This is a genomic window from Arenibaculum pallidiluteum (assembly GCF_017355985.1).
Taxonomy (GTDB): Bacteria; Pseudomonadota; Alphaproteobacteria; order Azospirillales; family Azospirillaceae; genus Arenibaculum; species Arenibaculum pallidiluteum.
In genome coordinates this window covers 50094-74039 of record NZ_JAFIQU010000021.1, presented here as the reverse complement: position 1 = coordinate 74039, position 23946 = coordinate 50094, and the positions used below count along the sequence as shown (strand labels likewise).

Below are 23946 nucleotides of genomic sequence, written 5' to 3'. Positions count from 1 at the left end.
GGAGCGGGCGGGGCGGCGACGGGCATCGCCGCCCCGTTCTCGTTCGGAGCCGGGCCGGAGCGCCGGCCCGCCGCTATTTCGGCGTCGGCAGCGCCGGGATGTCCCGCAGATAGGCCACGATGGCGCGGCGGTCCTCGGCGCTCAGCTTCGAGGTCTGGTTCTGGACGACCTCGTTCATTCCGCCGCCGACGAAGTCGCCATCGGGCAGCATCCCGATTTCCAGCACCGTCGCGATGTCGCCCGCGGACCAGTCGGCGAGCCCGTCTGCATGGGGGGTCAGATTGGGGATCGGCTTGCCCTCGGGCCCCTTGGCCGCGCCCGCCAGCAGCTCGCCGCCATCGGTGACGCCGAGGGTGTTGCGCGGCGTATGGCATTCCCCGCAATGGCCGAGCACGCGCACGAGATACTCGCCGCGGCGCCATTCCGCCGGCCTCGCGGATTGGTCCGGCAGCGGCCCGGAATCGAAGAACAGGGCCTGCCAGGCCGTCATCAGGAACCGCCAGCCGAAGGGGGGCGACAGCTCGTGCTGGCGGTTCGGCTGGACCGCCGCGGGCTGGGCCATGAGATAGGCCCAGAGGTCGCGGACGTCCCCGTCCGTCATGGCGGTGTAGGACGTGTAGGGAAAGGCCGGGTAGTAGGCGGATCCGTCCGGCGCCCTACCCTCGCGCAAAGCCCGGGCGAGGTCGCCCTCCGTCCAGCGGCCGATCCCGGTCCCCGGGTCCGGCGTGATGTTGGGGGCGTAGAAGGTGCCGAAGGGCGTTTCGATCCCGCGCCCGCCGGCGAGGCGCTGGCCGTCCTTAGCCGTGTGGCAGCCCACGCATCCGGCGGCGTTGAAGACATAGGCGCCGCGCTCGACCGCGGCGGCGTCGGCCGCGGTGGCGTCGACTGCGGCGCCCGGCGTTGCGTCCGGCTTGGCACCGGGCGCCACGTCCTGAGCGGCCGCGATGCCGACGAAAGCCGTGCCGACGCCCGCGGCAAGCGCGAGCGTCAGCAGGGCGGCGGAAAAGGGCCGGCCGGTCACTTCTTGACGCGGAAGGCCTCGTGGCACGTGCCGCAGGTTTTTCCGGTCGCGCCGAAGGCCTGGGCGATCTGCGCGTCCTGGCCGGCATTCACGGCCTGGACGAGCTGGGAGCTGGCCTGCTGGAAGTCGGCCGCGGCCTTCTTGAACTGGGCTTCCTGCGACCAGATCTCGGGACGCGCCGCGCTGTCGCCGATGCTGCCGGCCGGGAACAGCGTCCAGACGGGACCCGAGGCCCGCTCGTTCAGGGTCGTCGCCGCCTTCTTGGCGTCGTCCAGGCTGACGCCGCCTTCCTTCTTCACGTAGTTGCCGAGGGTGCGCATCGCGCCGCCCATGGCCTTCATGTGCTCCTGGCGCTCCTTGATGGTGGCGCCCGAGCTCGAAACCGACTGGGCTCCGGCGACACCCGCGCCGGCCAGCAACAGCCCGGCCATGGCAGCGGCAGCGAAGATCCTCATCAACACAAGCCTCCGATCGTTCCGCGGCCATCCGGCTGCTCCCGGCAGGGATCGCCGCCCCGGGCAAGCCTGTCGTCGGATAATGAAATCTGCAACCGGTAAGTCGCCGCGTTTGCGACGAATTGTTGCCCTTACGACAACACTTCGTCCACAGGCCCACAACTCCCGTTCCCGGGCTCGCCGCAGGGCGGGTATGCGTGCCGGCGGCCCTGCCAGTCCTCCGCGGCGAAGCGTCCCTCCCCGTCGGGCACGAGGTGCGGGCGCGCGGCGGGGACCTTTCCATGGCCGCCCGGCAGGTCGAGCACGTAGGTCGGCTGGCAGAGCCCGGAGACCCGGCCGCGCAGGCCGGCGACGAGGTCCCGGCCGCGCGCGAGGTCGACGCGGAAATGGCCGGTGCCCGGCGCCAGGTCCGGATGGTGCAGGTAGTAGGGCTTCACCCGGTTGCGCACCAGGGCGCGGAACAGGGCCTCCAGCGTCGCCGCATCATCGTTGACCCCGCGCAGCAGCACCGTCTGGGACAGCAGCGGGATCCCGGCATCGGCGAGCCGGGCGAGAGCCGAGCGCGGCTCGGGGCCGAGCTCGTCCGGGTGGTTGGCGTGCACGGCGAGCCACACCGCCTTGTCGCGACCGCGCAGGGCGGAGACCAGCTCGGGCGTCACCCGGGCCGGATCGGCCACCGGGACGCGGCTGTGGATGCGCACCACGCCGAGATGGGCGATGCCGTCCAGCGCCGACAGCACGGCATCGAGGCGGCGGGGGCTCAGCGCCAGCGGGTCGCCCCCGGTCAGGACCACCTCCCACACCTCCGGGCGCTCGCGGATATAGGCCAGCGCGGCTTCCAGTGCGGGACCGTCCAGCGCGTCGCCGCCCGGCCCCACCATCTCGCGCCGGAAGCAGAAGCGGCAGTAGACCGGGCAGGCATGCAGCAGCTTCAGCAGGACGCGGTCGGGATAGCGGTGCACGATGCCGCGGACGGGGCTGTGGGCCTCGTCGCCGATCGGGTCCGCGCGCTCCTCGGGCGCGGTCTCGGCCTCGGCGGCGTCGGGGATGTACTGGCGCGCGAGGGCCGCCGATCCGGCGGCGATGCGGTCGAGCAGGTAGGGCGTCACGGAGATGGCGTAGCGCTCGGCCACCCCGCCGAGGCCGGCTGCGCGCTCGGAATCGAGCACGCCCGCCGCCACGAGGGCGTCCAGGCCGCGCGCCGGTCGGGCGTTGTCCATGGGATCGAAGGGGACCTGGCTGCGATCTGACCGGGGCTGATCGGATGCGAACCATATGGTATCGGTCCAGCCCCGTCAGCGATCATTCCACGAAGGCTTCCATGCTCGAGCTTCCCAGGGTTATCGGTCACCGCGGCGCCAAGTCCCACGCGCCCGAGAACACGCTGGCCTCGATCCGGCTCGCCCATGCCCAAGGCGCGCGCTGGGTCGAGGTCGACGTGAAGCTGACGGCGGACGGCGCCCCGATCCTGATGCACGACGACAGGGTCGAGCGCACCACCGACGGGCAGGGCGCGGTGCGCGAGATGACCCTGGCCGAACTCCGCCGCCTGGACGCCGGGCGCTGGTTCTCGGCGGAGTACGCGGGCGAGCGCGTGCCGACCCTGGAGGAGTTCCTGGACCTCGCGGCAGGGCTCGGCCTCGGGATCAACCTGGAGATCAAGCCCTGCGCCGGGCGCGAGGGCGAGACCGCCCGCACCGCGCTTGAGACGGCGCGCCGCTACTGGCGGGGCGGGCTGCCAGTGCTGGTGTCCAGCTTCGCCGTCGAGAGCCTGGAGGCGGCCATGGCCGTGGCGCCCGACTGGCCGCGCGGATACCTCATGGACGAGGAGGCGCCGGACTGGCGCGCCGTGGCCGACCGGCTGGCGGCCGCCACCATCAACGTGAACGCGAAGCGCCAGACCGCCGAGACGGTGGCGGCCTACCGCGCCACCGGGCGCCCTGTGCTCTGCTACACCGTGAACGATCCGGAGCGGGCACGGGTTCTGCTGGACTGGGGCGTCAGCGCCGTGTTCACCGATGCGCCACGGGAAATGCTGGCGGGCCTGGGCGCTTGACGCTACTGTCCGCAAAATTGCGGCCGGGGGACTCTTCCCGGCCGAATCCCCGACCTATATGCGTTCCGAGGGGGGCAGGCCGACGCCGTTCCGGTGCGACATCCGGAGCGTACTCGGCCTATGCGGCGTTCGTTTCGTAGTCCTGGAGGTTAGCGTTGAAGGCTCTGAAGCCATTGGTGATGTCCGGTCGCGAGGTCCTTCCCGTGGTCGAGGGCGGCAAGGGCATCGCCGTGTCCAATGGCGAGAGCTCCGGTGCCTGGGCAGCGGCCGGCGGCATCGGAACCTTCTCCGGCGTGAACGCCGACAGCTTCGACGAGGAGGGTTGCCTCGTCGATCAGGTCTACCACGGCAAGACCCGGCGGGAGCGCCACGAGGAGCTGATCGCCTACGGAATTGCCGGCGGCGTGACCCAGGCGCGCATCGCCCACGAGGTCAGCGGCGGCCAGGGCCGCATCCACATGAACGTCCTATGGGAGATGGGCGGCGCCGAGGACATCCTGAACGGCGTGCTCGACGGCGCGAAGGGCCTGATCCACGGCGTCACCTGCGGCGCCGGCATGCCCTACAAGGTCGCGGAGATCGCGGTCCGGCACGGCATCGCCTACTACCCCATCGTGTCCTCGGCCCGCGCCTTCAGGGCCCTGTGGAAGCGCGCCTACCACCGCTTCCCCGAGCATCTCGGCGGCGTGGTCTACGAGGATCCCTGGCGCGCGGGCGGGCACAACGGGCTTTCGAACAGCGAGGATCCCGAGATCCCCGAGGATCCGTTCCCGCGCGTCCTGGCGCTGCGCCAGATGATGAACAGCTTCGGGCTGGACCGCACTCCCATCGTGATGGCGGGCGGCGTCTGGTTCCTGCGCGAATGGGAGGAGTGGCTGGACAACCCCGACCTGGGCCCCGTCGCCTTCCAGTTCGGGACCCGCCCCCTGCTGACGCAGGAGAGTCCGATTACCGAGGCCTGGAAGCGCAAGCTGCTGACGCTGAAGCCCGGCGACGTGATCCTGAACAAGTTCTCGCCGACGGGCTTCTACAGCTCGGCGGTGCGCAACAGCTTCCTGGAGGAGCTGCAGGCCCGCTCGGCACGGCAGGTCGCCTATTCGCCCCATCCCGTGGGCGAGCACACCGCCGAATTCCCGGTGGGACCGCGCGGTCGGCCGGTCTACCTCACCGAGCACGACCGCCGCATGGCCTTTGCATGGACCGAGGCCGGCTTCACCACCGCCATGAAGACGCCGGACGGCACGCTGATCTTCGTGACCCCCGCCAAGGCCGATCAGATCGTCACCGACCAGATCGAGTGCATGGGCTGCCTCTCGGCCTGCATGTTCAGCAACTGGGCGCAGAACGAGGAGGGGACCACGGGCAAGAAGGCCGACCCGCGCTCCTTCTGCATCCAGAAGACGCTGCGGTCGATCAGCCATGGCGGCGACCCCGACAACCAGCTGATGTTCGCCGGGCACAATGCCTACCGGTTCGCCGAGGACCCGTTCTACGCCAACGGGTTCATCCCGACCGTGCGCCAGCTCGTCGAGCGCATCGCGACCGGCGACTGAGCCCCGCCGCCGCGGGCGGCTTGACCTGGCTCAAGGCGGCGAGGCCCGGCGGCGGCAACCCTTCCGGCGTGGGCGGCCCCATGGCCGCGATGACCCGTCCCGCCGGGACCGGCGGGACGGGACCTCAGGCAAGGGGGACTCGGCATGGCGCTCAGGGACATTCTCTTCGTGCTCGGCAGCGACACCGGTAATGCGGCGATCGAGGCCGGCGTCGGCCTCGCGGCCCGGCACGATGCTCGGCTGACGGGGCTGTTCGTGCAGCCTCCTCCCCTCTGGATGTTCGCGGAGACCACGGCCGAGATGGTCGATGCGCAGCGGTCCTGGCTGCAGGAGAGGACCGAGGCGACCGCGGCCCGGTTCCGGCGCTGCGTCGAACAGGCCGGCGCCGGCAGCCGCGCCGTCTGGCAGGTGCGCGCGGGCGACCCGGCGGATATCGCCGCCACCGCGGCCCATTCCGCCGATCTGTGCGTGGCGATGCAGCCACGGGACGCGAGCTGGGGCGAAGTGACGCCCGCCCGCCCGGACGAGCTGCTGTTCGGCAGCGGCCGCCCGGTGCTGATGATCCCCCACGCGGGCCAGTTCCCGAGCCTGGGCAACCGGGTGCTCGTCGCCTGGAACGGCAGCCCCGAGGTGGCCCGCGCCGTCCACGACGCGCTGCCGCTGATGAGTCCCGGCGCGCGCGTGGACGTGCTGACCGTCGCCCGCCGCGACGGCGCGGAGGAGCGGAGCCCCGGCGCCGACATCGCCCTGCACCTGGGCCGGCACGGCTTCGAGGCCAGCGCGCACCGGCTGGTCTCGGCGGACGTGCAGCCCATCGACCTGATCCTGGACTTCGCGGCAGACCGCGGCGCCGACCTGCTGGTGATGGGTGGCTACGGCCATTCGCGGCTGCGCGAGCGCATCCTGGGCGGCGTCACGGCGGGCATGCTCGCCACCGCGACGCTCCCCGTCCTGATGTCGCACTGATCCCTGGGCCCCGCCCCCGTGGGCGCGGGGCCCGGCCCGGTCCTCAGAGAGCGGCGCCGAAGGGCAGGATGGGCGGAACGGTCGCGTGCACCTCGACCCGCTTCACGCCTTCGATGCTGTCGGCGACGGCCTGCAGGGCGCGCTTCTCCTCCTCGGAACCGACGCCCCCCCAGAAGCGGACGACGCCATCCACGACGTCGACGTTGCGCTCGCCGAGCGCGGTCCAGCGCTGCCCCTTGAGCTTGTCCAGGATCAGCGTCCGGATGGCGTGGTCGCTGTCCAGGCGTTCGGGGGAGGCGGCCGAGGCGGCGACGGCCCGCAACAAGTCGGCCCGGCTGACGACGCCCACCAGGACCCCGTCCCGCACGATTGGAACCCGCTTGATCCGGTGCCGGTCCAGCAGCGCCGCGACCTCGCCCAGCGTCGTGCCGGGCTCGACCGAGATCACCGGGGTGGTCATGACGTCGCGAACCTTGGTGCCGCGTGCCTTGGCGTAGTCCTCCGCCAGCGTGGCATTGTCCACGAAGGCCTGGAGCCACCAGGGGCGGCGGCGCTCGGTCTGGATCTCGGGACGGTGGACGAGGTCGCCCTCGCTGACCATGCCGACGACCCGCCGCGCCTCGTCCACCACCGGGACGGCGCTGATCCCCTTGTCCAGCAGCAGCTTTGCGACATCCTTCACGGATGCCTGGGGACCGATGGTGACCACGTCGGTGGTCATGACGTCCATCGCCTTCATGACGGCCTCCTGGAAAGAACGATTGATGGGCAGACCAAGTGTCGCGCCGGAACCGCGGGAATCCCTTGACCTGCATCAAGATGCCGTCCGTTCGCTGTCACAGGTCGGAGGTGCCGACGAGCAGCCTCAGAAGGGTCGATGCCGCCATCGCCTCCAGCAGGAGGTGCCGGTGCTCCGCGGCATGGGGCGCAGCCTCGGGCTCGCGCAGCGCGAAGACGAGAAACGCCCAGTAGCGGTTGTGCGTATCGAGGAAGATCGCGGTCTCGCCGCGGAGCAGGTTGGGATCCACCGCAGCGATCACCTCCAGCCCGGCAGCCAGGATCGCCTCCGGCGGATGCGACCAGGGATTCTCGAGGACGGCGCAGCTCGCGGCCAGCGCCACGGAGCAGCGCGGCGCGATCCGCGCCCGCCGCTCGGCGAGCTGCCAGATCCGCGCCTCGCGGGCGCTGGGAACCCATCCGCCTTCGCCGGAAATGGCGGGGATCTCTGCCGCCGGCGGGGCAGATGGCACCTCGGGAGGCGCTCCTTGGGGCAGGCTATGGCCGCAGGCGCCCGGAAGCGCCAGGACCAGCGCAAGGAGCGCCCGCCGCAGGCGCCATGATGGCCTTCGCGGGATCGGCACGGATGCCGGAGGGGAGGTTGGGCCGGGAAGCCGGGCCATGGTCGCGTCTCCGATGCGTGCGGGCCCGACGACCAGAAGCCACGCCCTCCTCTGCCGAGGATCGCCGACAGGGTGGCGGAGACTCCGGGCCGGGATCAAGTGCCGTCCCGGCCGGCATCGCCCTGTCGGAGGCCGGTCCTGCGCCGATCGTGCATTGCCACGGCGGGGCGGAGCCACCACCCTCTGGGCCATGACCTCGACCGCCTCCCAACCGACCGAGGCGCCACCTGGGGCGCCACCTGGGGCGCCGGCCCCGTCGCCGGTGCCCTCCGGCGCCGCGTGGGACCGCCGCGCGATCCGCATGCTGCTGCCATTCCTCTGGCCGTCCGGCGATCGCGCGCTGAAGGTGCGGCTCGTCGGATCGGTCCTGGTACTCGGGACGACGGCACTGCTGAACGCCGTCGTCCCCATGCTCTTCGCCAGGGCGGTGGACGCGCTGTCGGTGCCCGCCGATGCCCGGGCTGCCGTCCTGTCACCGGTCGCGGTGCTTCTGGGCTACGGCGCGCTGCACTGGCTGTCGAAGGTCGGCAACGAGCTGCGCTGGACCCTCTACGGGCCGATCGAGCAGAGGGTGCAGCGCAGGGTCGGGCTCGCCGTCTTCGCCCATGTGCACGAGCTCTCGCTGTCCTTTCACCTGGCGCGCCGGACCGGCCAGCTCTCGCGCGTGCTCGACAACGGCATGCGCGGCGTGCGGGAGCTGCTGTTCGACCTGGTCTTCCTGATCCTGCCGCTCTTCGCCGAGATCGTCTTCATCTGCGCGATCCTGCTGGGACGGTTCGAATCCGTCTTCGCCGGCCTGACCATCACGACGCTGTCGCTCTACGGCGCCTGCCTGGTCGTGGGTTCGGAATGGCTGCGCAAGTTCCAGCGCAGGGCCGTGGCCGAGGGGGCCGAGGCCCATGGCCGCGCCGTCGACAGCCTGCTGAACTACGAGACCGTCAAGTATTTCGGCAACGAATCCCATGTGGTCGAGCGCTACGACCGGGCGCTCGCGCGGGTCGAGGCCCTGACGGTCCGCTCCACGATGTGGCGGAGCCTGACGGGGGCGCTGCAGGTGTCGATCCTGGGGGCCGGCCTTGCCGCCATGGTGGTGCTCGGCGCCCAGCGCGTCGAGACCGGAGCGATGAGCGTCGGCGATCTGGTGCTGGTCAACACCTATCTGCTGCAGCTGATCCGCCCGCTGGACCGGCTGGGCCAGCTCTACCGATCCATCAAGCAGGCGCTGACCGACCTGGAGCAGATGATGGCCCTGCTCGACGAGCGGCAGGAGGTGCGGGACCGGCCCGGCGCGCGGCCCCTGCCGGCGGGCGCCGGCGCCCTGCGCTTCGAGGGCGTCGGCTTCGCCTATGACCCGCGGCGCCCGGTTCTGCGCGACGTCAGCTTCGCGATCCCGCCGGGTCATCGGCTCGCGATCGTCGGCGCGTCGGGCGCCGGCAAGTCGACCATCGGGCGCCTGTTGTTCCGCTTCTACGACCCGACGCAGGGACGCATCCTGCTGGACGGTGCCGACCTGCGCGAGATCACGCAGAAGAGCCTGCGCGCCGCCGTGGCGGTTGTGCCCCAGGACGCCGTGCTGTTCAACGAGACGATCCGCTACAACATCGCCTTCGGCCGGCCCGGCGCCACGCCCGAGGAGGTCGAGGAGGCGGCGCGCCTCGCCCGGCTGGACGCCTTCGTGCGCACGCTGCCCGACGGCTACGAGACCTTCGTCGGCGAGCGCGGGCTGAAGCTCTCGGGCGGCGAGAAGCAGCGCGTGGCGATCGCCCGTGCGATCCTGAAGCGTCCACGCCTGTTCCTTTTCGACGAGGCGACTTCCGCGCTGGACAGCCACACCGAGCGCGCGATCCAGGAAAGCCTGTCTGCGGTCAGCCGCGGCACCACCACGCTGGTGATCGCCCATCGGCTCTCGACCGTGGTCGACTGCGACGAGATCCTCGTGCTGGACGGCGGCCGGGTGGTCGAGCGCGGGCCCCATGCCGTGCTTCTGGCAAGGGGCGGCGCCTATGCCGCGCTGTGGGCCCGCCAGCAGGCAGGGCCGGAGGCTGCGGACTGACGCGGTGGACCGAGGCGTCGGGCCGGTCCCGGGGATGTCCGCGCGGGTGCCCCCGCGGCGGGATCTGCGCGCCCCCTTATCGCAAGGACTTGCAATGCGGCCTGGATTCGTTCCAAATCGGGATCGGACAAAGCCGCTGCCATACCTTCAGAGCATGACCCCGACCAGACCCTTCAAGCATACCCTGGATCGCCTGCAGCAGGCGGGACTGCGCCCGACCCGGCAGCGTCTGGGCCTGGCGCGTCTGCTGTTCGAGGGCAGCGACCGGCACGTGACCGCCGAGCAGCTCCATGGCGAGGCGGCGGGCGCGAACCTGAAGGTTTCGCTGGCGACGGTGTACAACACCCTGCACCAGTTCACCGATGCCGGCCTGCTGCGCGAGGTCGTGGTCGAGGCCGGACGCTCCTACTTCGACACCAACATCGACGACCACCACCACTTCTTCCACGAGGGTTCCGGCCGGCTGGAGGACATCCCCGGCGAGCAGGTCGCGGTGGCCGCGATTCCCGCGGCCCCCGCCGGGACCGAGGTGGCCCGCGTCGACGTCATCATCCGCCTGAAGCCCGTCGCCTGAGGCGGGCCGGCCTATGCTGCCGCCCCCCAGGAAGGAACTGCTGCGCCACGAGCTGCTGTCCGAAGCGGACTACGAGCTCGTGCGCGAGGCCCGGCTGCGCGAGGCCGAGGCGGCCGCGCGCGAGCGGAGCCTGCCACTCGGCCCCACGATCGCGCTGCGCTTCGCCTCCTTCGCATCCGCCTGGGTCGCGGCCCACGAGCGCCTGCGCGCGCGTGGCCGCTCGGAAGCCGAGCTGGTGGCGGCGCTGCGCGAGGCCAATGCCCTGATCCCCGACGGGCCCGAGCTGGTGGCGGCGGTGCTCCCCGCAGAGGCCGGAGACGCACCGGACCCGGCGGCGGTGGCCGCCGGCCTCGCCCTGGAGTTCGCGGGAGAGACCGTCCGAGCGGGCGCGGCGGTGCCGGGGATCGCCCGCTTCGCCCTCACGCCCGGCCAGGTCGAGCGCTTCCGCCAAGCCAACATCCAGGTGGTGGTGGCCTCGGAGGCTCCCGGCTGCGCGCTCCGCGTCGTCATGCCGGAGGCCACGCGCAGGGCCTTGTCCCGGGACCTGCCCTGATCATTCCCGTTCCCTGAGACACGGAGGTGTCCCCATGCTACCGGTCGAGCCCGTTCTGCGCCGCGTTGACGAAGGGTTCGAAGGGTCGGTCGGTCGGCTCTGCGAACTGCTGCGCATTCCCTCGGTCAGCACCGACCCGGCCCATGCGGGCGAGGTGCGCCGCGCCGCGCAGTGGTGCGTCGACACGCTGAGCGAGCTCGGCTTCGACGCCTCGATCCGCGAGACGGCGGGCCATCCCATGGTGGTCGCGCATCACCCGGGGCCTGCAGGCAGCGGAAGCGAGGGCGCCGTGCCCCACGTCCTCTACTACGGCCACTACGACGTCCAGCCGCCGGACCCGCTGGACCTCTGGACCAGCCCGCCCTTCGAGCCGCAGATCGTCGAGGCCGAGCGCGGCCGGCGCGTCGTCGCGCGCGGCGCCGTCGACGACAAGGGCCAGGTGATGACCTTCATCGAGGCCTTCCGCGCCTGGAAGGAGGTCCACGGGACGATCCCGATCCGCGCGACCGTCCTGCTCGAGGGCGAGGAGGAAACGGGCAGTCCGTCGCTGGTGCCGTTCCTGAAGGCGAACGCCGCCGAGCTGCAGGCCGATTTCTGCCTGGTCACCGACACCAATGCCTGGGACGTCGACGCCCCCGCCATCACCACGCGCCTGCGGGGGATGCTGTACATGGAGGTCACCCTCGCCGGGCCCAGCCACGACCTGCATTCGGGCCTGTTCGGCGGCGCGGTCCCGAACCCCATCAACGTGCTGGTGGGGATCCTGGGGCAGATCCACGACGCCGAGGGGCGCGTCCAGTTCGACGGCTTCTACGATTCCATCCGCGAGCCCTCGGCCGAGCAGGCGGCGCAGATCCGCGGCCTGCCCTTCGACGAGGCGCGCTTCCTCGGCTCGGCCGGCCTCGCCCATGGCCAGGGCGAGGCCGGCCGGACGCTTCTGGAGCGGCTGTGGACGCGGCCGACCTGCGATATCAACGGCATCTGGGGCGGCTATACCGGCGAGGGCTCGAAGACCGTGATCGCCGCCAAGGCGTCCTGCAAGCTGAGCTGCCGCCTGGTGCCAGGTCAGGACCCGGCGGCGGTGGAGGCGTCAATCCGCCGCTTCTTCGAGCAGCGCCTGCCGCCCGACTGCAAGGTCAGCTTCCGCCGCTTCGGCAACTCGCCCGGCGTCGAGGTGCCCACGGACACGCCCTGGATGGGCGCCGTGCGCGCCGGGCTGAAGGATGCCACCGGCAACGAGCCCGTGCTGATCGGCAGCGGCGGATCCATCCCCATCGTCGGCTGGTTCAAGGAGCATCTGGGGCTGGACGCGGCGCTGGTGGGCTTCGGCCTCGACGACGACCGCATCCATTCACCGAACGAGAAGTTCGAGCTTCGCTGCCTTCAGAACGGCATCCGCAGCCATGCGGCGGTGATGGGCCGGCTGGCCGCGGGCCGCTGAGCCCGATCAGAGACGCAAGAGGGAAGACCGGCGACAGGGGCGGGAGCCGGGTGGACACCCGGCTCCCGCCCCTGTCAGTCGTCGACGGCCTCGTCGGGGTAGACGCCCCAGAACTCGGCGCGGTTCAGCCAGCCGCGATAGCCTTCGAGGTCGACCTCGCACCACTGGTCCTGGCACTTGCGCAGCGTGCCCATGACGCCGGGCTCGACCCGCGCCACCACCGCGGCGGTGGCACCGGGCGAGCGGCGCAGGCTGCGGACCTGGCCGGTCACGACGACCCCACGCTTGCCCGACAGCATGCTCTGGTGGACCCAGCCCTCGGTCCCCTCGGCGTCGCGGATGCGGCGCCAGGTGTCGAACTCGGTGGTGATCTCCACCGGCAGGTCCTTGCGCACGAAGACCCATTCGACGGGATACTGGGTGCCCGGGCCGGTCCGCACGTTGACCTCGGCCGAACGCAGGGTGACGAAGCGCGGCAGGGGGAGGCCGGACCGCTTGATGGCGCTCGCGCCGGCGCCGTCGCCCGCGCCGAGGGCGGCGGGTGCGGCGAAAAGACCGAGGATCAGGGTCGCCGCGAGGGCGATTCGGGTGGGCAAGGAGATCGGCTCCGCCGGAATGGGTAAATCTCTGCGCCGAAGGATTAGGTTCAGCGGCCCCGGCCGGTCAAGGCGCGGTGCGGGCCGCACCCCGGATTCCACAGGGGTGTTGCGCCGTGGCGCCGCTGGACAAGCCGCAGGAACGCTTGATAGGGAATCGACCGAGCCCTGGTGGAGCAGCCCCGATGTCCGAGAAGAAGAAGCCGCTGGTCGTGGTCACCCGCAAGCTGCCGGACGTGATCGAGACGCGGATGATGGAGCTGTTCGATACCCGCCTGAACATCGAGGACGCTCCGATGTCGGCGGAGCAGCTGATCGAGGCGGTCCGGGTCGCCGACGTACTGGTGCCGACGGTGACCGACCGGATCGACGCGCGGATTCTGGCGGAGGCCGGGCCGCAGCTCCGCCTGGTTGCATCGTTCGGCACCGGCGTCGACCATATCGACCTGAAGACGGCGCGCCAGCGCGGGATCACGGTCACCAACACGCCCGGCGTCCTGACCGAGGACACCGCCGACATGACCATGGCGCTGATCCTGGCGGTCTCGCGCCGGATCGCCGAGGGCGAGCGGCTGGTGCGCTCGGGCGAATGGAACGGCTGGGGGCCGACCACCATGCTGGGCCACCGGCTGTGGGGCAAGCGGCTCGGCATCGTCGGGATGGGAAGGATCGGCCAGGCGCTGGCGCGCCGCGCCCGCGGCTTCGGCCTGTCGATCCACTACCACAACCGCCGGCGCGTCCATCCCGAGGTGGAGGCCGAGCTGGAGGCGACCTACTGGGACAGCCTGGACCAGATGCTGGCCCGGATGGACGTCGTCTCGGTCAACTGCCCGCACACGCCGGCCACCTACCACCTGCTCTCGGCGCGCCGGCTGAAGCTGATGCGCCCGCACTGCTATCTCGTCAACACGGCACGCGGCGAGGTCATCGACGAGAATGCCCTGACCCGGATGCTGGAGAAGGGCGAGCTCGCCGGCGCCGGGCTCGACGTCTTCGAGCACGAGCCCGCCGTCAGTCCCAAGCTGCGCAACCTCGAGAACGTCGTGCTGCTGCCGCATATGGGCTCGGCCACGATCGAGGGGCGCATCGACATGGGCGAGAAGGTGATCATCAACGTGAAGACCTTCGTGGACGGCCATGCGCCGCCGGACCGCGTGATCGAAGCGATGCTCTGATCCACTCGTGCGGCAGGCGGGCTTCGGTCTATAATGCGGGACCGATGGACGAGCTGCGCCATGCCCCCCAGGCCCCCGAGGGCCAACGCGTCCGCATCCGGCGGCGCGCCGGGACGCTGTCGCGCGCGACCCTGGCCGTCCTGCTGATCGGGGGCACCATCGCGCTCGCGATCGTCCTGCACCTGAATGGGACGCTCCGGGACTTCCTGGACCGGCAGTCCAAGATCGGCATGATCATGGTCGTGCTGGTCCTGAATGCCATCGGCTTCGGCTACGTCTATCTCGCCTCGGCGGTCTGGAAGCAGGTCCGGCGCGAGATCTGGCGCCACCGCGACGAGGGCTGAGCCCCGGTTTCGGACGAGGCTCCGGGCGCGCGTCCCTTCGCGAATCCGGCATCCCCCGAAAGCACCTTTTCCCCGCAACGGCTTGTGAATTCCCGGCCCGGCACGTAGGCTCGGGGCCGGACACAACCACGGGACCCTCATGCCGCCATCAGCCTCGGCCGAACACCCTGCAGGCATCGCCGTCGTCGGGGCAGGCTTCAGCGGAACGCTGGCGGCCATCCATCTCCTGGACACCTGCGGTCCCGAGACCCCCGTCCTGCTGATCGAGCGCAGCGGCCGGTTCGGGCGGGGGCTCGCCTACGGCACGCCGAATGCCAGCCACCTTCTGAACGTGCCGGCCGGCAACATGAGCGCCTTCCCGGACAGGCCGGACCATTTCACGGCCTGGCTGCGCGCCCACCCGGCGGAGGCCGGGATGCTCGCGGGCACGGCCGATTCCCGCAGCTTCGCGCCGCGCCGGGCCTATGGCCGCTATCTCGAGGGGCTGCTGGCCGAGGCGGAGGCGCGCTGGCCCGGACGGCTGCGCCGCATCGTCGGCTCCGTGACCGACATCGAGCCGGTGGCGGGCCCGGGGACCAAAGGCGTCGTCCTGCACATGGAGGCCGGCCCCCATATCCTGGCGCATGCCGCGGTGCTCGCGGTCGGCAATGCCGCGCCGCAGCCGCTTTCGGCCCTGGCCGGGGCGGGCGCGGCCTATCGCAACGATCCCTGGGCGCCCGACGCGCTGGACGGGCTCGACGCCGATGCGCCCGTGCTCCTGGCGGGAACAGGGCTCACCATGGTCGACATGGTGCTCTCGCTCGAGGACCGAGGCCACCGCGGGCCCGTGCTCGCGCTGTCGCGGCGTGGCTTGGCCCCGCTGGCCCACACCGCGCGGGGCGATGCCGCGGGTCCGCCGCCCGAGGGCCTGGCCGCCGGCCCCGCCACGGCCCTGGTGCGGACGGTGCGGCGAGCCGTGGCCGAGCGGGGCGACTGGCGCGAGGTCGTCGATTCGCTGCGGCCACGGACCCAGGATCTCTGGCTCTCGCTGGATCGCGCCTGCCAGGACCGGCTGTTGCGGCACCTGCGGCCCTGGTGGGACGTGCACCGGCACCGGCTGGCCCCGGCCGTGGGCGAACGGATCGCGCGGGCGACGGCAGAGGGGCGGCTGCGGATCCGCGCCGGGCGCCCGGTCGCGGCCGTGCCCGGTCCCGGCGGCGCGCTGGTGACCTTCCGGCCCCGCGGGGCCGGCGCCCCGGAGACGGTGGCGGTCGCCCGCATCCTGAACTGCACGGGGCCCGCGGGCGACTGGTCGCGCCTTCCCGATCCGCTGCCCCGCGCGCTGGTGGCCCGGGGCCTCGCCGTGCGGGACACGCTGGGCCTGTCGGTGGCGATCGCCGCCGACGGCGCCCTGATCGGGGCCGACGGCCTGCCGTCGGACACGCTCTTCGTGGCCGGCCCGCCGACCCGCTCCCTCTACTGGGAGAGCACGGCCGTTCCCGACATCCGCCGGCAGGTCAGCGCCCTTGCCGAGCATATCGGCCGCCGGATGCCGCGCAGCGCCGTCGCCTGAGCTCCCGGCCAGTCGCGGCCGGAAGCCCCTGGGCGCGGCGGGGCGGGTCAGGCCGCCGGCCGGTCCAGGAAGACCTTGCGCACCTCGACGACGCCGGGCTCGTCGCGGTGCTCGCGCCGGGTGAAGCCGAGGTCGGCGCAAAGCGCCAGCATGTTGGTGTTCTCGCGCAGGACCTCGCCGAACACTTCCTGGATCCCGCGCTCGCGCGCGTAGTCCAGGATCGCGCTCATCAGCGCGTAGCCGAGCCCGAGCCCCTTCATGTCGGAGCGGACCATCACGGCGTATTCGGCCTTCTGGTTGTCGGGATCGGCCGCGATGCGCACGACGCCGTACATGACCTCGCCGCGGCCGTCCTCGGCGGGGGCGAAGGCGGCGAGCGCCATCTCCCGGTCGTAGTCGATCTGCGTGAACTTGGCGGCCATCTGGTGCGACATGCGCTTGATGGGCGCGAAGAAGCGCAGCCGCACGTCCTCGGGCGTCATCTGCTCGAACATCGCATGCATGGCCGGCTCGTCCTCGGGCCGGATCGGCCTGACCAGGAAGCTGCGCCCGTCGCGCAGGGACACGCGGTGCTCCAGCCGCTTGGGATAGGGGCGGATCGCCAGGCGCCGGGTCGAGGCGACCTTGGGGCGCTGCACCCGGATCCGCGCGTCCAGCGCGAGAACCCCCGCCTCATCGGCGAGAAGCGGGTTGATGTCCAGCTCCGCGACCTCGGCGAAGTCGGTCAGGAGCTGGCTGATCTTCACCAGGATCAGCGCAACCTGGTGGATGGCCGCGGCTGGCCGGCCCCTGTAGCCCTGCATCAGCTTCCACACCCGGGTGCGGCTCATCATGTCGCAGGCCAGATGCATGTTCAGCGGCGGCAGGCCCAGCGCCTTGTCCGCGAGCACCTCGACCGCGGTGCCGCCCTGCCCGAACAGGATCACCGGGCCGAACAGGACGTCGTCGGCGACGCCCAGGATCAGCTCATGAGCGTCGGGGCGCGAGGCCATCTCCTGCACGGTGAAGCCCTCGATCCGGGCATCGGGCTTGAGCTGGCGCACGCGCTCGAGCATGGCGTGGGCCTTGGCGCAGACCTCCTCGGGCGTCTTGATCCTGAGCGCGACGCCGCCGACATCGGATTTGTGGAGGATGTCCGGCGACATGATCTTCAGGGCCACCATGCCGCCGATCTGGCGGGCGGCCTCCATGGCCTCCTCGGGGGTGCGCGCCGTCAGCGTCTCGACCACTGGGATGCCGTAGGCCCTCAGGACCTGCTTGGCCTCGAACTCCGAGAGCCAGGCCCTGTCCTCGGCGAGGGCCGCGTCGATGATGGTCCTGGCCGCCGCCTCGTCGGCCGTGAACTGCTCGGGGACGCTCGCCGGCGTCTCCATCAGCAGCTCCTGGTTCCGGCGGAAGTTCACGAGGTGCATGAAGGCGCGCACCGCCTGCCCCGGCGTCTCGTAGCTCGGGATACGGTTCGCCGCGAAGAGCCGCCGCGCCTCGGCCGCCCCGGCCTCGCCGAGCCAGCTCGTCAGGACCGGGTGGCGGCGCCCCTTCATCGCCTGGATGCAGGCCTGGGCGGCCTCGGTCGAATCGGCGACCGCCGTCGGGCAGTTCAGGATCAGGATCGCGTCATTGCTGCGGTCGTCCAGCAGCGCGCCGAGGGCATCCGCATAGCGCTTGCCCGGGGCGTCGCCGATGATGTCGACGGGATTGCCGCGGCTCCAGGTCGCCGGCAGGACGGAGTCCAGGCGCTGCATCACGGCCTCGTCGATGCCGGCCAGCCGGCCCCCCGACTGGATCAGCGTGTCGGTGGCGAGCACGCCGATGCCTCCGCCATTGGTCAGGATCGCCAGTCGGTCGCCCTGGATCTGGACGCCCATGGCCAGGGTCTCCGCCGCGGCGAACAGCTCGCCCAGCCCGTCCACGCGCAGCACGCCCGCGCGCCGGAAAGCCGCGTCGTAGACGTCGTCTGACCCGGCCAGCGCCCCCGTGTGGCTGGACGCGGCCCTGGCCGCCTCGTCGGTGCGGCCGGCCTTGATCACGATCACGGGCTTCTGGCGCGCCGCGGCGCGTGCCGCCGACATGAACTTGCGCGCGTTTGTGATCGCCTCGATGTAGAGGAGGATCGCGCGGGTGCCGGGATCGGCGGCCAGGTAGTCCAGCAGGTCGCCGAAGTCCACGTCGGCCATGGTGCCCAGCGAGATCAGGTGGCTGAAGCCGATCCCGCGCGAGGTCGCCCAGTCGACGATGGAGGTGACGACGGCACCCGACTGCCCGACGAAGGCGATGTCGCCCTTGAGCGGATTCACGTGCACGAAGCTGGCGTTGATGCCGCGGCCGGGCACCATGATGCCCAGGCAGTTGGGGCCGCTGATGCGCAGCAGGTGCGGCTTGGCGGCGTCCAGCATTTCCTGCTGGAGCCGGCGCCCCTCCTCGCCCGATTCGCTGAAACCGGCGGTGATCACTACGGCGGCGCGCGTGCCCCGGCGCCCGAGCTCGTCGATCAGGCCGGGAACGGTCGGCGGCGGCGTGCAGATCACCGCCAGGTCCGGCGTTACCGGCAGATCGTCCACGCCCTTGTAGCAGAGCACGCCCTCGATCGACCGCTCGTGCGGGTTCACCGGCATGACGGGGCCGTCGAATCCCGCGTTGAACAGGTTGCGGGCAACCACCGCGCCGACGGATTTGGGCCGCCTGCTGGCGCCGATCAGCGCGATCGAGCCGGGCTTCAGAAGGCAGTCGAGATTTCGGATCGTCATGGCCTGCTCTCCGGACACCGATGGAGCCGCACCGGCGGATCGGACCCGCGGCGCCGTTCATGTGCGGCGCACCATATGGTGCGGGCAGCGACGCCCGCAATCAGGGGAGTCCCTAAGAGATTGGCCGGAAAGCCGAAGGAAACCCACAACTCTGGCGGGATAGCGGCCGGGATTTCCTGCGCCGGCGGCCGCCGCGCCCCGGGAGCCTCAGCTCCGGGGGGCGTCCGCGCCTTCGAGCACCCGCTGCAGGTCGCCGGGATCGAAGGGCTTGTGGATGAAGGCCAGGGGCCTTGCCCGCCGGGCGCGCGCCACGGTGGCGTTGTCGAGATTGGCGCTGATGAAGACCGAGGGGATGTCGCAGCGGTCCCGGATCTCCTGCGCGACGGTCACGCCGTCCCCGTCGGCGGCCAGCCGGATGTCCATCAGGACCAGGTCCGGCCGCTGCTCCTCGGCCAGGGCGACCGCGTCGGCGGCGTTCGCCGCGCCGCCGCAGACCTGATGGCCCAGCGCCTCCAAGAAGCAGATCAAGCCCATCTGCACGAGGATCTCGTCCTCGACAACGAGCACCCGCAGCATCACGCCCCCGCCCTTCCCCTGGCGTCGAGCGAACCAGAAGACGCGCCCCGCGTCGAGACCGCGCGGCTACCAACTTGGTGATAGTTCCTAAGTACTCCGCCCCGCTGGGCTTTCCGCGCGGGCGGCCAGGGGCCCGGACACGGCGGTCCGGGCCCCCGGGGTCACGACTGGCTCCGGCCGTAGCGGTCGATGGATTCCTGGATCACGCGAGCGGCCTCGTCGGCGTCGCCCCAGCGCTTGATCTTCACCCACTTGCCCTTCTCCAGGTCCTTGTAGTGCTGGAAGAAGTGCGCGATCTGGTCGACCAGGATGTCCGGCAGGTCCTTGTAGGACTGGATGTTGGTGTAGAAGGGATGGAGCTTGTCCACGGGAACCGCCAGGACCTTCTCGTCCTCGCCGGACTCGTCCTCCATCAGCAGCACGCCGACCGGCCGCGAGCGCAGGACGGCACCGGGGATCACGGCGTTGCGGCCGACCACCATCACATCGCAGGGGTCGCCGTCGTCGGACAGCGTATGCGGGATGAAGCCGTAGTTGGTGGGGTAATACATGGCCGTGTGCAGGAACCGGTCCACGTAGAGTGCGCCGGACTCCTTGTCGACCTCGTACTTGATGGGCTCGCCGCCGAGCGGAATCTCGATGATGACGTTGACGTCCCAAGGCGGGTTCTTGCCGACCGGGATCTTGCTGATGTCCATGTTCTGAGGTCCTCTGTCACCCTGGGCGGCGGTCGCGTCCGAAGCAGGCATGGCCGGGACCGCCGAAGCGCGGCGCAGTCTAGGGGAAAGGCCCGTTCCCGCCAACGTTCCGCTTGACGCGTCGCAGCAAAGGGAGGCGGCCGCATCCGGCGGCCTGCGATGCCGCCCGCACCCGCCGCCCTGGCTTGCGAACGGACGGGCCCGGCGACATGTTCCCGCGCATGAGACGGCGCTCCTTCCTGGCCGCGATGATCGCGACGCTCGTGCCCGCCGCAGCGCCACGTGCCCGCGCGCCGGGAGCGGACGACCCGCCGCCGCGGCACGGGCTCGCCATGCACGGCGAGCCCGCCTACGGCCCGGGCTTCGCCCATTTCCGCTATGTCGATCCCGAGGCGCCCCAAGGCGGGACGCTGCGCATGGCCGTGACGGCCGGCTTCGACAGCCTGCACCCGCACATCCCGCGCGGCCGGCCCGCGCCGGGCCTGAGCCTGACATACGAGACGCTGCTCGGCCGCAGCCTGGACGAGCCGTTCAGCCTCTACGGCCTTCTGGCCGAGACGCTGCGGACGCCCGAGGACCGCTCCTGGGTCGAGTTCACGCTGCGGCCCGGCGCGCGCTGGCACGACGGCCTGCCGGTGACGGTCGAGGATGTCCTGTTCTCCTGGCGGGTCCTGCGGGACCATGGCCGGCCGGGGCCGCGGCTGAGCTACGCCCGCGTGCGGGACGCCGGGCCCTCGGGCCCGCGCAGCCTGCGCTTCGGCTTCGGCCAGGGCGAGGATCGCGAGCTGCCGCTGATCATGGGGCTGATGCCGATCCTGCCGCGCCACCATTGGGAGGGGCGACGATTCGACGAGACGACGCTCGATCCGCCGCTGGGCAGCGGGCCCTACCGGGTCGAGGCGGCGGAGCCCGGCCGCAGCGTCACCTATGCGCGGGTGCCGGGCTGGTGGGGCCGCGGGCTCGCGATCGGCCGCGGGCAGCACAATTTCGACCGGGTCCGCTACGACGTCTACCGGGACGAGCATGTGGCGCTGGAAGCGTTCCTGGCGGGCCAGGTCGACTTCCGGCGCGAGACGGACCCCGTCCGCTGGGCCGGCGCCTATGAGGGGCCCGCGCTGCGGGCCGGACGCATCCGCCGCGAGGCTCTGCCCCATGGGCGGACCGAGCCTCTGCGCGGCTTCGTCTTCAACACCCGCCGGCCGCTCTTCGGCGACATCCGCCTGCGCGAGGCGCTGGGCTTCGCCTTCGACTTCGAATGGATCAACCGTACGCTGTTCCGGGGCGCCTACCGGCGCACGGCCAGCCTCTTCCCGAATTCGGAGCTTGCCGCCGCCGCGGCTCCGGACGCGGCGGAGCTGCGGCTGCTCGATCCCTGGCGCGCGGTCCTGCCGCCGGACCTGTTCGAGCGGCCCTTCGCACCGCCGCGCACCGACGGCAGCGGCCCCGCGGGACATCGCGCCAACCTGCGCGAGGCGGACCGGCTGCTGCGCGCGGCGGGCTGGGAGGTCCGTGACGGCCGGCGCCTGGACCCGGCGGGCACGCCGCTGTCCTTCGAGATCCTTCTGGCCGATCCCGCGGACGAGAAGGTCGCGCTGGAATTCGCCCGCGGCCTGGACCGGCTTGGCGTCGCCGCCCGGGTGCGCACCGTCGACAGCGCCCAGTACCAGGCCCGGGCGGCAGCCTTCGACTTCGACATGACCATCGGCCGGTGGGGCTCCACCCTGTCGCCGGGCAACGAGCAGCTTTCCTACTGGTCGGCCGCGGCGGCCGATGCGCCCGGAGGCCGGAACCTCGCGGGGATCCGCAGCCCTGCCGTCGACGCGCTGGCGGCCGGGCTCGCGACGGCACGCACCCGCGCCGAGCTGGTCGCTGGCGCCCGCGCCCTCGACAGGGCCGTGATGTGGGGCCATTACTTGATCCCGCTGTATCACCTGCCCGAGGACCGCGTGGCCTATCGCGACAGCCTCCGCCGCCCGCGGACCGTGCCGCTCTACGGATTCGCGGTCGAGACCTGGTGGTCCCGGCCATGATCGTCCTTCCGATCCCGTTCCGCGACCCCGCCGACGCCTTCCTGCCCTTCGCGGGACGGCCATGGTCCATGCTGCTGGACGGCGCCGTCCCCGAGGCGGGGCGCGGACGCTGGGCCTATCTCTGCACCGATCCCAGGCACCGCGTCACGGCGGAGGACGACCGGGTCCTGCTGGACGGCGAGGCCGTGGCCGGCGACCCCTTCGCCGCGCTCGAGGCCGCGCTGGCCCGGCTGGGCCCCCTGGAAGGCGATTGCCCGGCCCCCTTCCGCGGCGGCGCCGTGGGCTTCCTGGGATACGAGCTCGGCCGCTGGCTCGAGCGGCTGCCCGCGCGCCACGGGGGCGCCGCGGGCCTGCCCGACATGGCGGTCGGCCTCTACGACACGATCGCGGCCTTCGACGTGGTGGAGCGCCGCGCCTGGGTCGTCTCGGACGATGCCGGAAGGGCGCGGCGCCTGGCCGATGCGCTGGAGAGCGCGGGATCCCGGGCGGCGCCCCCGGATGCGGATCCGGGCGCCCTGCCCCGGTCGTCCTGGCGCCCGGACCTGACGCGGGACGAATACGCGGCCCGGCTGCGCCGGGTGCTCGGCTACATCGCGGCAGGCGACATCTACCAGGCCAACTTCACCCAGCGCTTCACCGCGCCGCGCGCGCCCGACCTCGACGCCTATGCCCTGTACCGGCGGCTGCGCGGGCTCAGCCCCGCGCCCTTCGCGGCCTTCCTGAACCTCGGGCCCGGACTGCAGGTCGCCAGCGCCTCGCCCGAGCGGTTCCTGCGCCTGGATGCCGGCGGGCGGATCGAGACCCGGCCCATCAAGGGCACGCGCCCGCGCCGCCGCGATCCCGCGGAGGACCGCGCCGAGGCCGAGGCCCTGGCCGCATCGGTCAAGGACCGGGCCGAGAACCTGATGATCGTCGATCTCCTGCGCAACGACCTGTCGCGAGTGGCCGAGCCCGGCAGCGTGCGGGTTCCCGAGCTGTGCCGAATCGAGAGCTTCGCGAGCGTTCACCACCTGGTCTCCTCGGTCGAGGCCCGGCTGCGCGCCGGGCTGGGGCCGGTGGACCTGCTGCGGGCGAGCTTTCCCGGCGGGTCGATCACCGGCGCGCCGAAGATCCGGGCCATGGAGATCATCGACGAGCTGGAGGCCTCGCGCCGCGGCCCCTATTGCGGGTCGGTGCTCTGGATCGGGCGCGACGGCGCCATGGACAGCAGCATCGTGATCCGCACGCTGGTGCTGACCGCCGGGACCGTGACGGCCCAGGCGGGCGGAGGCATCGTCGCCGATTCGGACCCCGGGGCCGAATGGGAGGAGATGCTGACCAAGCTGCGGCCGCTGCTGGCGACCCTGGGCGGTTGGCCGTGACGCCGGTCTGGCTCGACGGCGCGCTGCTGGATGCCGCCGCGGCGCGCATCGACCCTGCCGACCGCGGCTTTCTGCTGGGCGACGGGCTCTTCGAGACGATCCGGGTGCTGGACGGCCGCCCCGACCGTCTGGCGGCCCATCTGGCGCGGCTGCGCGCCGGCGCCGCGGTGCTGGAGATCCCCCTGCCCTATGGCGACGACGCCCTGGCCTCGGCGCTGGCCGGCCTCGCCGGCGCGGCCCGGATCGGCAGCGGGTCGCTGCGGCTGACGCTGACCCGCGGGCCGGGTCCGCGCGGCCTGCTGCCCCCGGGCACCCCGCGGCCGACGGTGCTCGCCACGGCGGCACCGGCGGGCCCGTCCCTGCCGCCGGCCCGGGTTGTGGTCGCCACCGTGACCCGCCGGAACGAGCGCTCGCCGCTCTCGCGCCTGAAGACGCTGAACTACCTCGACGGCGTCATGGCCCGGCAGGAGGCCGCGCGGCGCGGCGCCGACGACGCGCTGATGCTGAACGGGGCGGGCCGGCTGGCCGAGGCGACGGCCGCCAACCTTTTCGCCGTGATCGACGGCCGCCCCGTGACGCCGCCGGTCGAGGAGGGCGCGCTGCCCGGCATCGCGCGGGCCGAGGCGATCGCACGGCTCGGTGCCGTGGAGCGGCCGGTCGCGCTTTCGGACCTCGCGCGCGCCACCGAGATCGTGCTGACCAGCAGCCTGTCGATTCGCCCTGTCGTGGCGGTGGACGGCCGCCCCGTGGGCGACGGCGGCCCGGGCTCCATGGCGGCCGCGCTGGCGACGTGACGCG

At 72.1% G+C, this 23946-nt stretch carries 22 protein-coding genes; 13 read left to right on the top strand and 9 right to left on the bottom strand.

Features of this window, described 5'->3' with window-relative positions:
- Positions 1–73: 73 nt before the first annotated feature.
- The 3 genes from JUB13_RS27600 to JUB13_RS27590 form a co-directional block, all read right to left on the bottom strand.
- A complete protein-coding gene (locus tag JUB13_RS27600) occupies positions 74–1021 on the bottom strand; it encodes a c-type cytochrome (RefSeq protein ID WP_207485079.1) in 948 nt (315 codons plus the stop codon).
- Positions 1018–1476 (bottom strand): c-type cytochrome, encoded by a 459-nt coding sequence (locus JUB13_RS27595; RefSeq protein WP_207485077.1) that lies wholly within the window; start codon positions 1474–1476, stop codon positions 1018–1020. Before JUB13_RS27595 ends, JUB13_RS27600 begins: the two co-directional genes overlap by 4 nt.
- A gap of 131 nt (positions 1477–1607) precedes the next feature.
- Positions 1608–2696 (bottom strand): lysine-2,3-aminomutase-like protein, encoded by a 1089-nt coding sequence (locus tag JUB13_RS27590; protein WP_207485075.1) that lies wholly within the window; start codon positions 2694–2696, stop codon positions 1608–1610.
- 101 nt (positions 2697–2797) lie between these two features.
- On the opposite strand from JUB13_RS27590, the gene ugpQ reads away from it, so the two are divergent.
- The 3 genes from ugpQ (at position 2798) to JUB13_RS27575 (ending at position 6051) form a co-directional block, all read left to right on the top strand.
- Positions 2798–3532, top strand: coding sequence for a glycerophosphodiester phosphodiesterase (gene ugpQ / locus JUB13_RS27585; RefSeq protein ID WP_207485073.1), 735 nt, complete (start codon positions 2798–2800; stop codon positions 3530–3532).
- Positions 3533–3687: 155 nt separating this feature from the next.
- Positions 3688–5085 (top strand): NAD(P)H-dependent flavin oxidoreductase, encoded by a 1398-nt coding sequence (locus JUB13_RS27580; RefSeq protein ID WP_236025263.1) that lies wholly within the window; start codon positions 3688–3690, stop codon positions 5083–5085.
- Between the two features lie 144 nt (positions 5086–5229).
- On the top strand, positions 5230–6051 hold the full coding sequence (locus tag JUB13_RS27575; RefSeq protein WP_207485071.1) for a universal stress protein: 822 nt from the start codon (positions 5230–5232) through the stop codon (positions 6049–6051).
- A 43-nt stretch (positions 6052–6094) separates the two neighbouring features.
- Here the strand turns inward: JUB13_RS27575 and JUB13_RS27570 are convergent, their stop codons facing one another.
- Together JUB13_RS27570 and JUB13_RS27565 are read right to left on the bottom strand one after the other, a co-directional pair.
- A complete protein-coding gene (locus JUB13_RS27570; protein ID WP_207485069.1) occupies positions 6095–6790 on the bottom strand; it encodes a CBS domain-containing protein in 696 nt (231 codons plus the stop codon).
- A 97-nt stretch (positions 6791–6887) separates the two neighbouring features.
- Positions 6888–7301, bottom strand: a complete 414-nt coding sequence (locus JUB13_RS27565) for a hypothetical protein (RefSeq protein ID WP_207485067.1) — start codon at positions 7299–7301, stop codon at positions 6888–6890.
- 451 nt (positions 7302–7752) lie between these two features.
- Between JUB13_RS27565 and JUB13_RS27560 the strand changes: the two genes are divergently transcribed.
- The 4 genes from JUB13_RS27560 to JUB13_RS27545 all read left to right on the top strand — a co-directional run bounded on the left by JUB13_RS27560 (position 7753) and on the right by JUB13_RS27545 (position 12072).
- Positions 7753–9504 carry an ABCB family ABC transporter ATP-binding protein/permease gene (locus JUB13_RS27560; protein ID WP_207485065.1) on the top strand — a complete coding sequence of 584 codons (1752 nt, stop codon included), beginning with the start codon at positions 7753–7755 and terminating at the stop codon, positions 9502–9504.
- A 154-nt stretch (positions 9505–9658) separates the two neighbouring features.
- Entirely contained in the window at positions 9659–10078 is a 420-nt protein-coding gene (gene irrA / locus JUB13_RS27555; RefSeq protein ID WP_207485063.1) for an iron response transcriptional regulator IrrA, read from the top strand.
- 13 nt (positions 10079–10091) lie between these two features.
- Positions 10092–10631, top strand: a complete 540-nt coding sequence (locus tag JUB13_RS27550) for a DUF3501 family protein (RefSeq protein WP_207485061.1) — start codon at positions 10092–10094, stop codon at positions 10629–10631.
- Positions 10632–10665: 34 nt separating this feature from the next.
- Positions 10666–12072, top strand: coding sequence for a M20/M25/M40 family metallo-hydrolase (locus JUB13_RS27545; RefSeq protein ID WP_207485059.1), 1407 nt, complete (start codon positions 10666–10668; stop codon positions 12070–12072).
- Positions 12073–12146: 74 nt separating this feature from the next.
- Here JUB13_RS27545 and JUB13_RS27540 read toward each other — a convergent pair whose 3' ends face one another.
- Positions 12147–12668: an SH3 domain-containing protein gene (locus tag JUB13_RS27540; protein ID WP_211115655.1), complete on the bottom strand. Its 522-nt coding sequence runs from the start codon at positions 12666–12668 to the stop codon at positions 12147–12149.
- A gap of 185 nt (positions 12669–12853) precedes the next feature.
- Here JUB13_RS27540 and JUB13_RS27535 point away from each other — a divergent pair, with 185 nt between their 5' ends.
- The 3 genes from JUB13_RS27535 (at position 12854) to JUB13_RS27525 (ending at position 15739) form a co-directional block, all read left to right on the top strand.
- Positions 12854–13843, top strand: coding sequence for a 2-hydroxyacid dehydrogenase (locus tag JUB13_RS27535; protein WP_207485057.1), 990 nt, complete (start codon positions 12854–12856; stop codon positions 13841–13843).
- 44 nt (positions 13844–13887) lie between these two features.
- Positions 13888–14187: a hypothetical protein gene (locus tag JUB13_RS27530; protein WP_207485055.1), complete on the top strand. Its 300-nt coding sequence runs from the start codon at positions 13888–13890 to the stop codon at positions 14185–14187.
- 139 nt (positions 14188–14326) lie between these two features.
- The gene (locus tag JUB13_RS27525) at positions 14327–15739 is read left to right on the top strand and encodes an FAD/NAD(P)-binding protein (RefSeq protein ID WP_207485053.1); all 1413 of its coding nucleotides are present in this window, start codon (positions 14327–14329) and stop codon (positions 15737–15739) included.
- Positions 15740–15786: 47 nt separating this feature from the next.
- On the opposite strand, the gene JUB13_RS27520 is transcribed toward JUB13_RS27525, so the two are convergent.
- The 3 genes from JUB13_RS27520 to ppa all read right to left on the bottom strand — a co-directional run bounded on the left by JUB13_RS27520 (position 15787) and on the right by ppa (position 19757).
- Positions 15787–18483: a bifunctional acetate--CoA ligase family protein/GNAT family N-acetyltransferase gene (locus tag JUB13_RS27520; protein ID WP_207485051.1), complete on the bottom strand. Its 2697-nt coding sequence runs from the start codon at positions 18481–18483 to the stop codon at positions 15787–15789.
- A gap of 207 nt (positions 18484–18690) precedes the next feature.
- Positions 18691–19059 (bottom strand): response regulator, encoded by a 369-nt coding sequence (locus JUB13_RS27515; RefSeq protein WP_236025273.1) that lies wholly within the window; start codon positions 19057–19059, stop codon positions 18691–18693.
- A 161-nt stretch (positions 19060–19220) separates the two neighbouring features.
- Complete coding sequence (gene ppa, locus JUB13_RS27510) at positions 19221–19757, bottom strand: inorganic diphosphatase (RefSeq protein ID WP_207485047.1); 537 nt, start codon at positions 19755–19757, stop codon at positions 19221–19223.
- A 221-nt stretch (positions 19758–19978) separates the two neighbouring features.
- On the opposite strand from ppa, the gene JUB13_RS27505 reads away from it, so the two are divergent.
- From JUB13_RS27505 to JUB13_RS27495, 3 genes are read left to right on the top strand one after another with little or no spacing between them, the layout of a single operon-like run.
- On the top strand, positions 19979–21787 hold the full coding sequence (locus JUB13_RS27505) for an extracellular solute-binding protein (RefSeq protein WP_236025262.1): 1809 nt from the start codon (positions 19979–19981) through the stop codon (positions 21785–21787).
- A complete protein-coding gene (pabB, locus tag JUB13_RS27500; protein WP_207485045.1) occupies positions 21784–23148 on the top strand; it encodes an aminodeoxychorismate synthase component I in 1365 nt (454 codons plus the stop codon). Before JUB13_RS27505 ends, pabB begins: the two co-directional genes overlap by 4 nt.
- Positions 23145–23942: an aminotransferase class IV gene (locus JUB13_RS27495; protein ID WP_328703041.1), complete on the top strand. Its 798-nt coding sequence runs from the start codon at positions 23145–23147 to the stop codon at positions 23940–23942. The genes pabB and JUB13_RS27495 overlap by 4 nt, the downstream gene beginning before the upstream one ends.
- Positions 23943–23946 lie beyond the last annotated feature (4 nt).

What these genes read in the sequence shown, in the direction of transcription:
- JUB13_RS27595 (WP_207485077.1), bottom strand. Translation starts at nt 1,476, where the DNA reads ATGAGGATCTTCGCTGCCGCTGCCATGGCCGGGCTGTTGCTGGCCGGC.
- JUB13_RS27590 (WP_207485075.1), bottom strand. Translation starts at nt 2,696, where the DNA reads ATGGACAACGCCCGACCGGCGCGCGGCCTGGACGCCCTCGTGGCGGCG.
- ugpQ (WP_207485073.1), top strand. Translation starts at nt 2,798, where the DNA reads ATGCTCGAGCTTCCCAGGGTTATCGGTCACCGCGGCGCCAAGTCCCAC.
- JUB13_RS27575 (WP_207485071.1), top strand. Translation starts at nt 5,230, where the DNA reads ATGGCGCTCAGGGACATTCTCTTCGTGCTCGGCAGCGACACCGGTAAT.
- JUB13_RS27570 (WP_207485069.1), bottom strand. Translation starts at nt 6,790, where the DNA reads ATGAAGGCGATGGACGTCATGACCACCGACGTGGTCACCATCGGTCCC.
- JUB13_RS27560 (WP_207485065.1), top strand. Translation starts at nt 7,753, where the DNA reads ATGCTGCTGCCATTCCTCTGGCCGTCCGGCGATCGCGCGCTGAAGGTG.
- irrA (WP_207485063.1), top strand. Translation starts at nt 9,659, where the DNA reads ATGACCCCGACCAGACCCTTCAAGCATACCCTGGATCGCCTGCAGCAG.
- JUB13_RS27550 (WP_207485061.1), top strand. Translation starts at nt 10,092, where the DNA reads ATGCTGCCGCCCCCCAGGAAGGAACTGCTGCGCCACGAGCTGCTGTCC.
- JUB13_RS27545 (WP_207485059.1), top strand. Translation starts at nt 10,666, where the DNA reads ATGCTACCGGTCGAGCCCGTTCTGCGCCGCGTTGACGAAGGGTTCGAA.
- JUB13_RS27535 (WP_207485057.1), top strand. Translation starts at nt 12,854, where the DNA reads ATGTCCGAGAAGAAGAAGCCGCTGGTCGTGGTCACCCGCAAGCTGCCG.
- JUB13_RS27530 (WP_207485055.1), top strand. Translation starts at nt 13,888, where the DNA reads ATGGACGAGCTGCGCCATGCCCCCCAGGCCCCCGAGGGCCAACGCGTC.
- JUB13_RS27525 (WP_207485053.1), top strand. Translation starts at nt 14,327, where the DNA reads ATGCCGCCATCAGCCTCGGCCGAACACCCTGCAGGCATCGCCGTCGTC.
- JUB13_RS27520 (WP_207485051.1), bottom strand. Translation starts at nt 18,483, where the DNA reads ATGACGATCCGAAATCTCGACTGCCTTCTGAAGCCCGGCTCGATCGCG.
- JUB13_RS27515 (WP_236025273.1), bottom strand. Translation starts at nt 19,059, where the DNA reads ATGCTGCGGGTGCTCGTTGTCGAGGACGAGATCCTCGTGCAGATGGGC.
- ppa (WP_207485047.1), bottom strand. Translation starts at nt 19,757, where the DNA reads ATGGACATCAGCAAGATCCCGGTCGGCAAGAACCCGCCTTGGGACGTC.
- JUB13_RS27505 (WP_236025262.1), top strand. Translation starts at nt 19,979, where the DNA reads ATGAGACGGCGCTCCTTCCTGGCCGCGATGATCGCGACGCTCGTGCCC.
- pabB (WP_207485045.1), top strand. Translation starts at nt 21,784, where the DNA reads ATGATCGTCCTTCCGATCCCGTTCCGCGACCCCGCCGACGCCTTCCTG.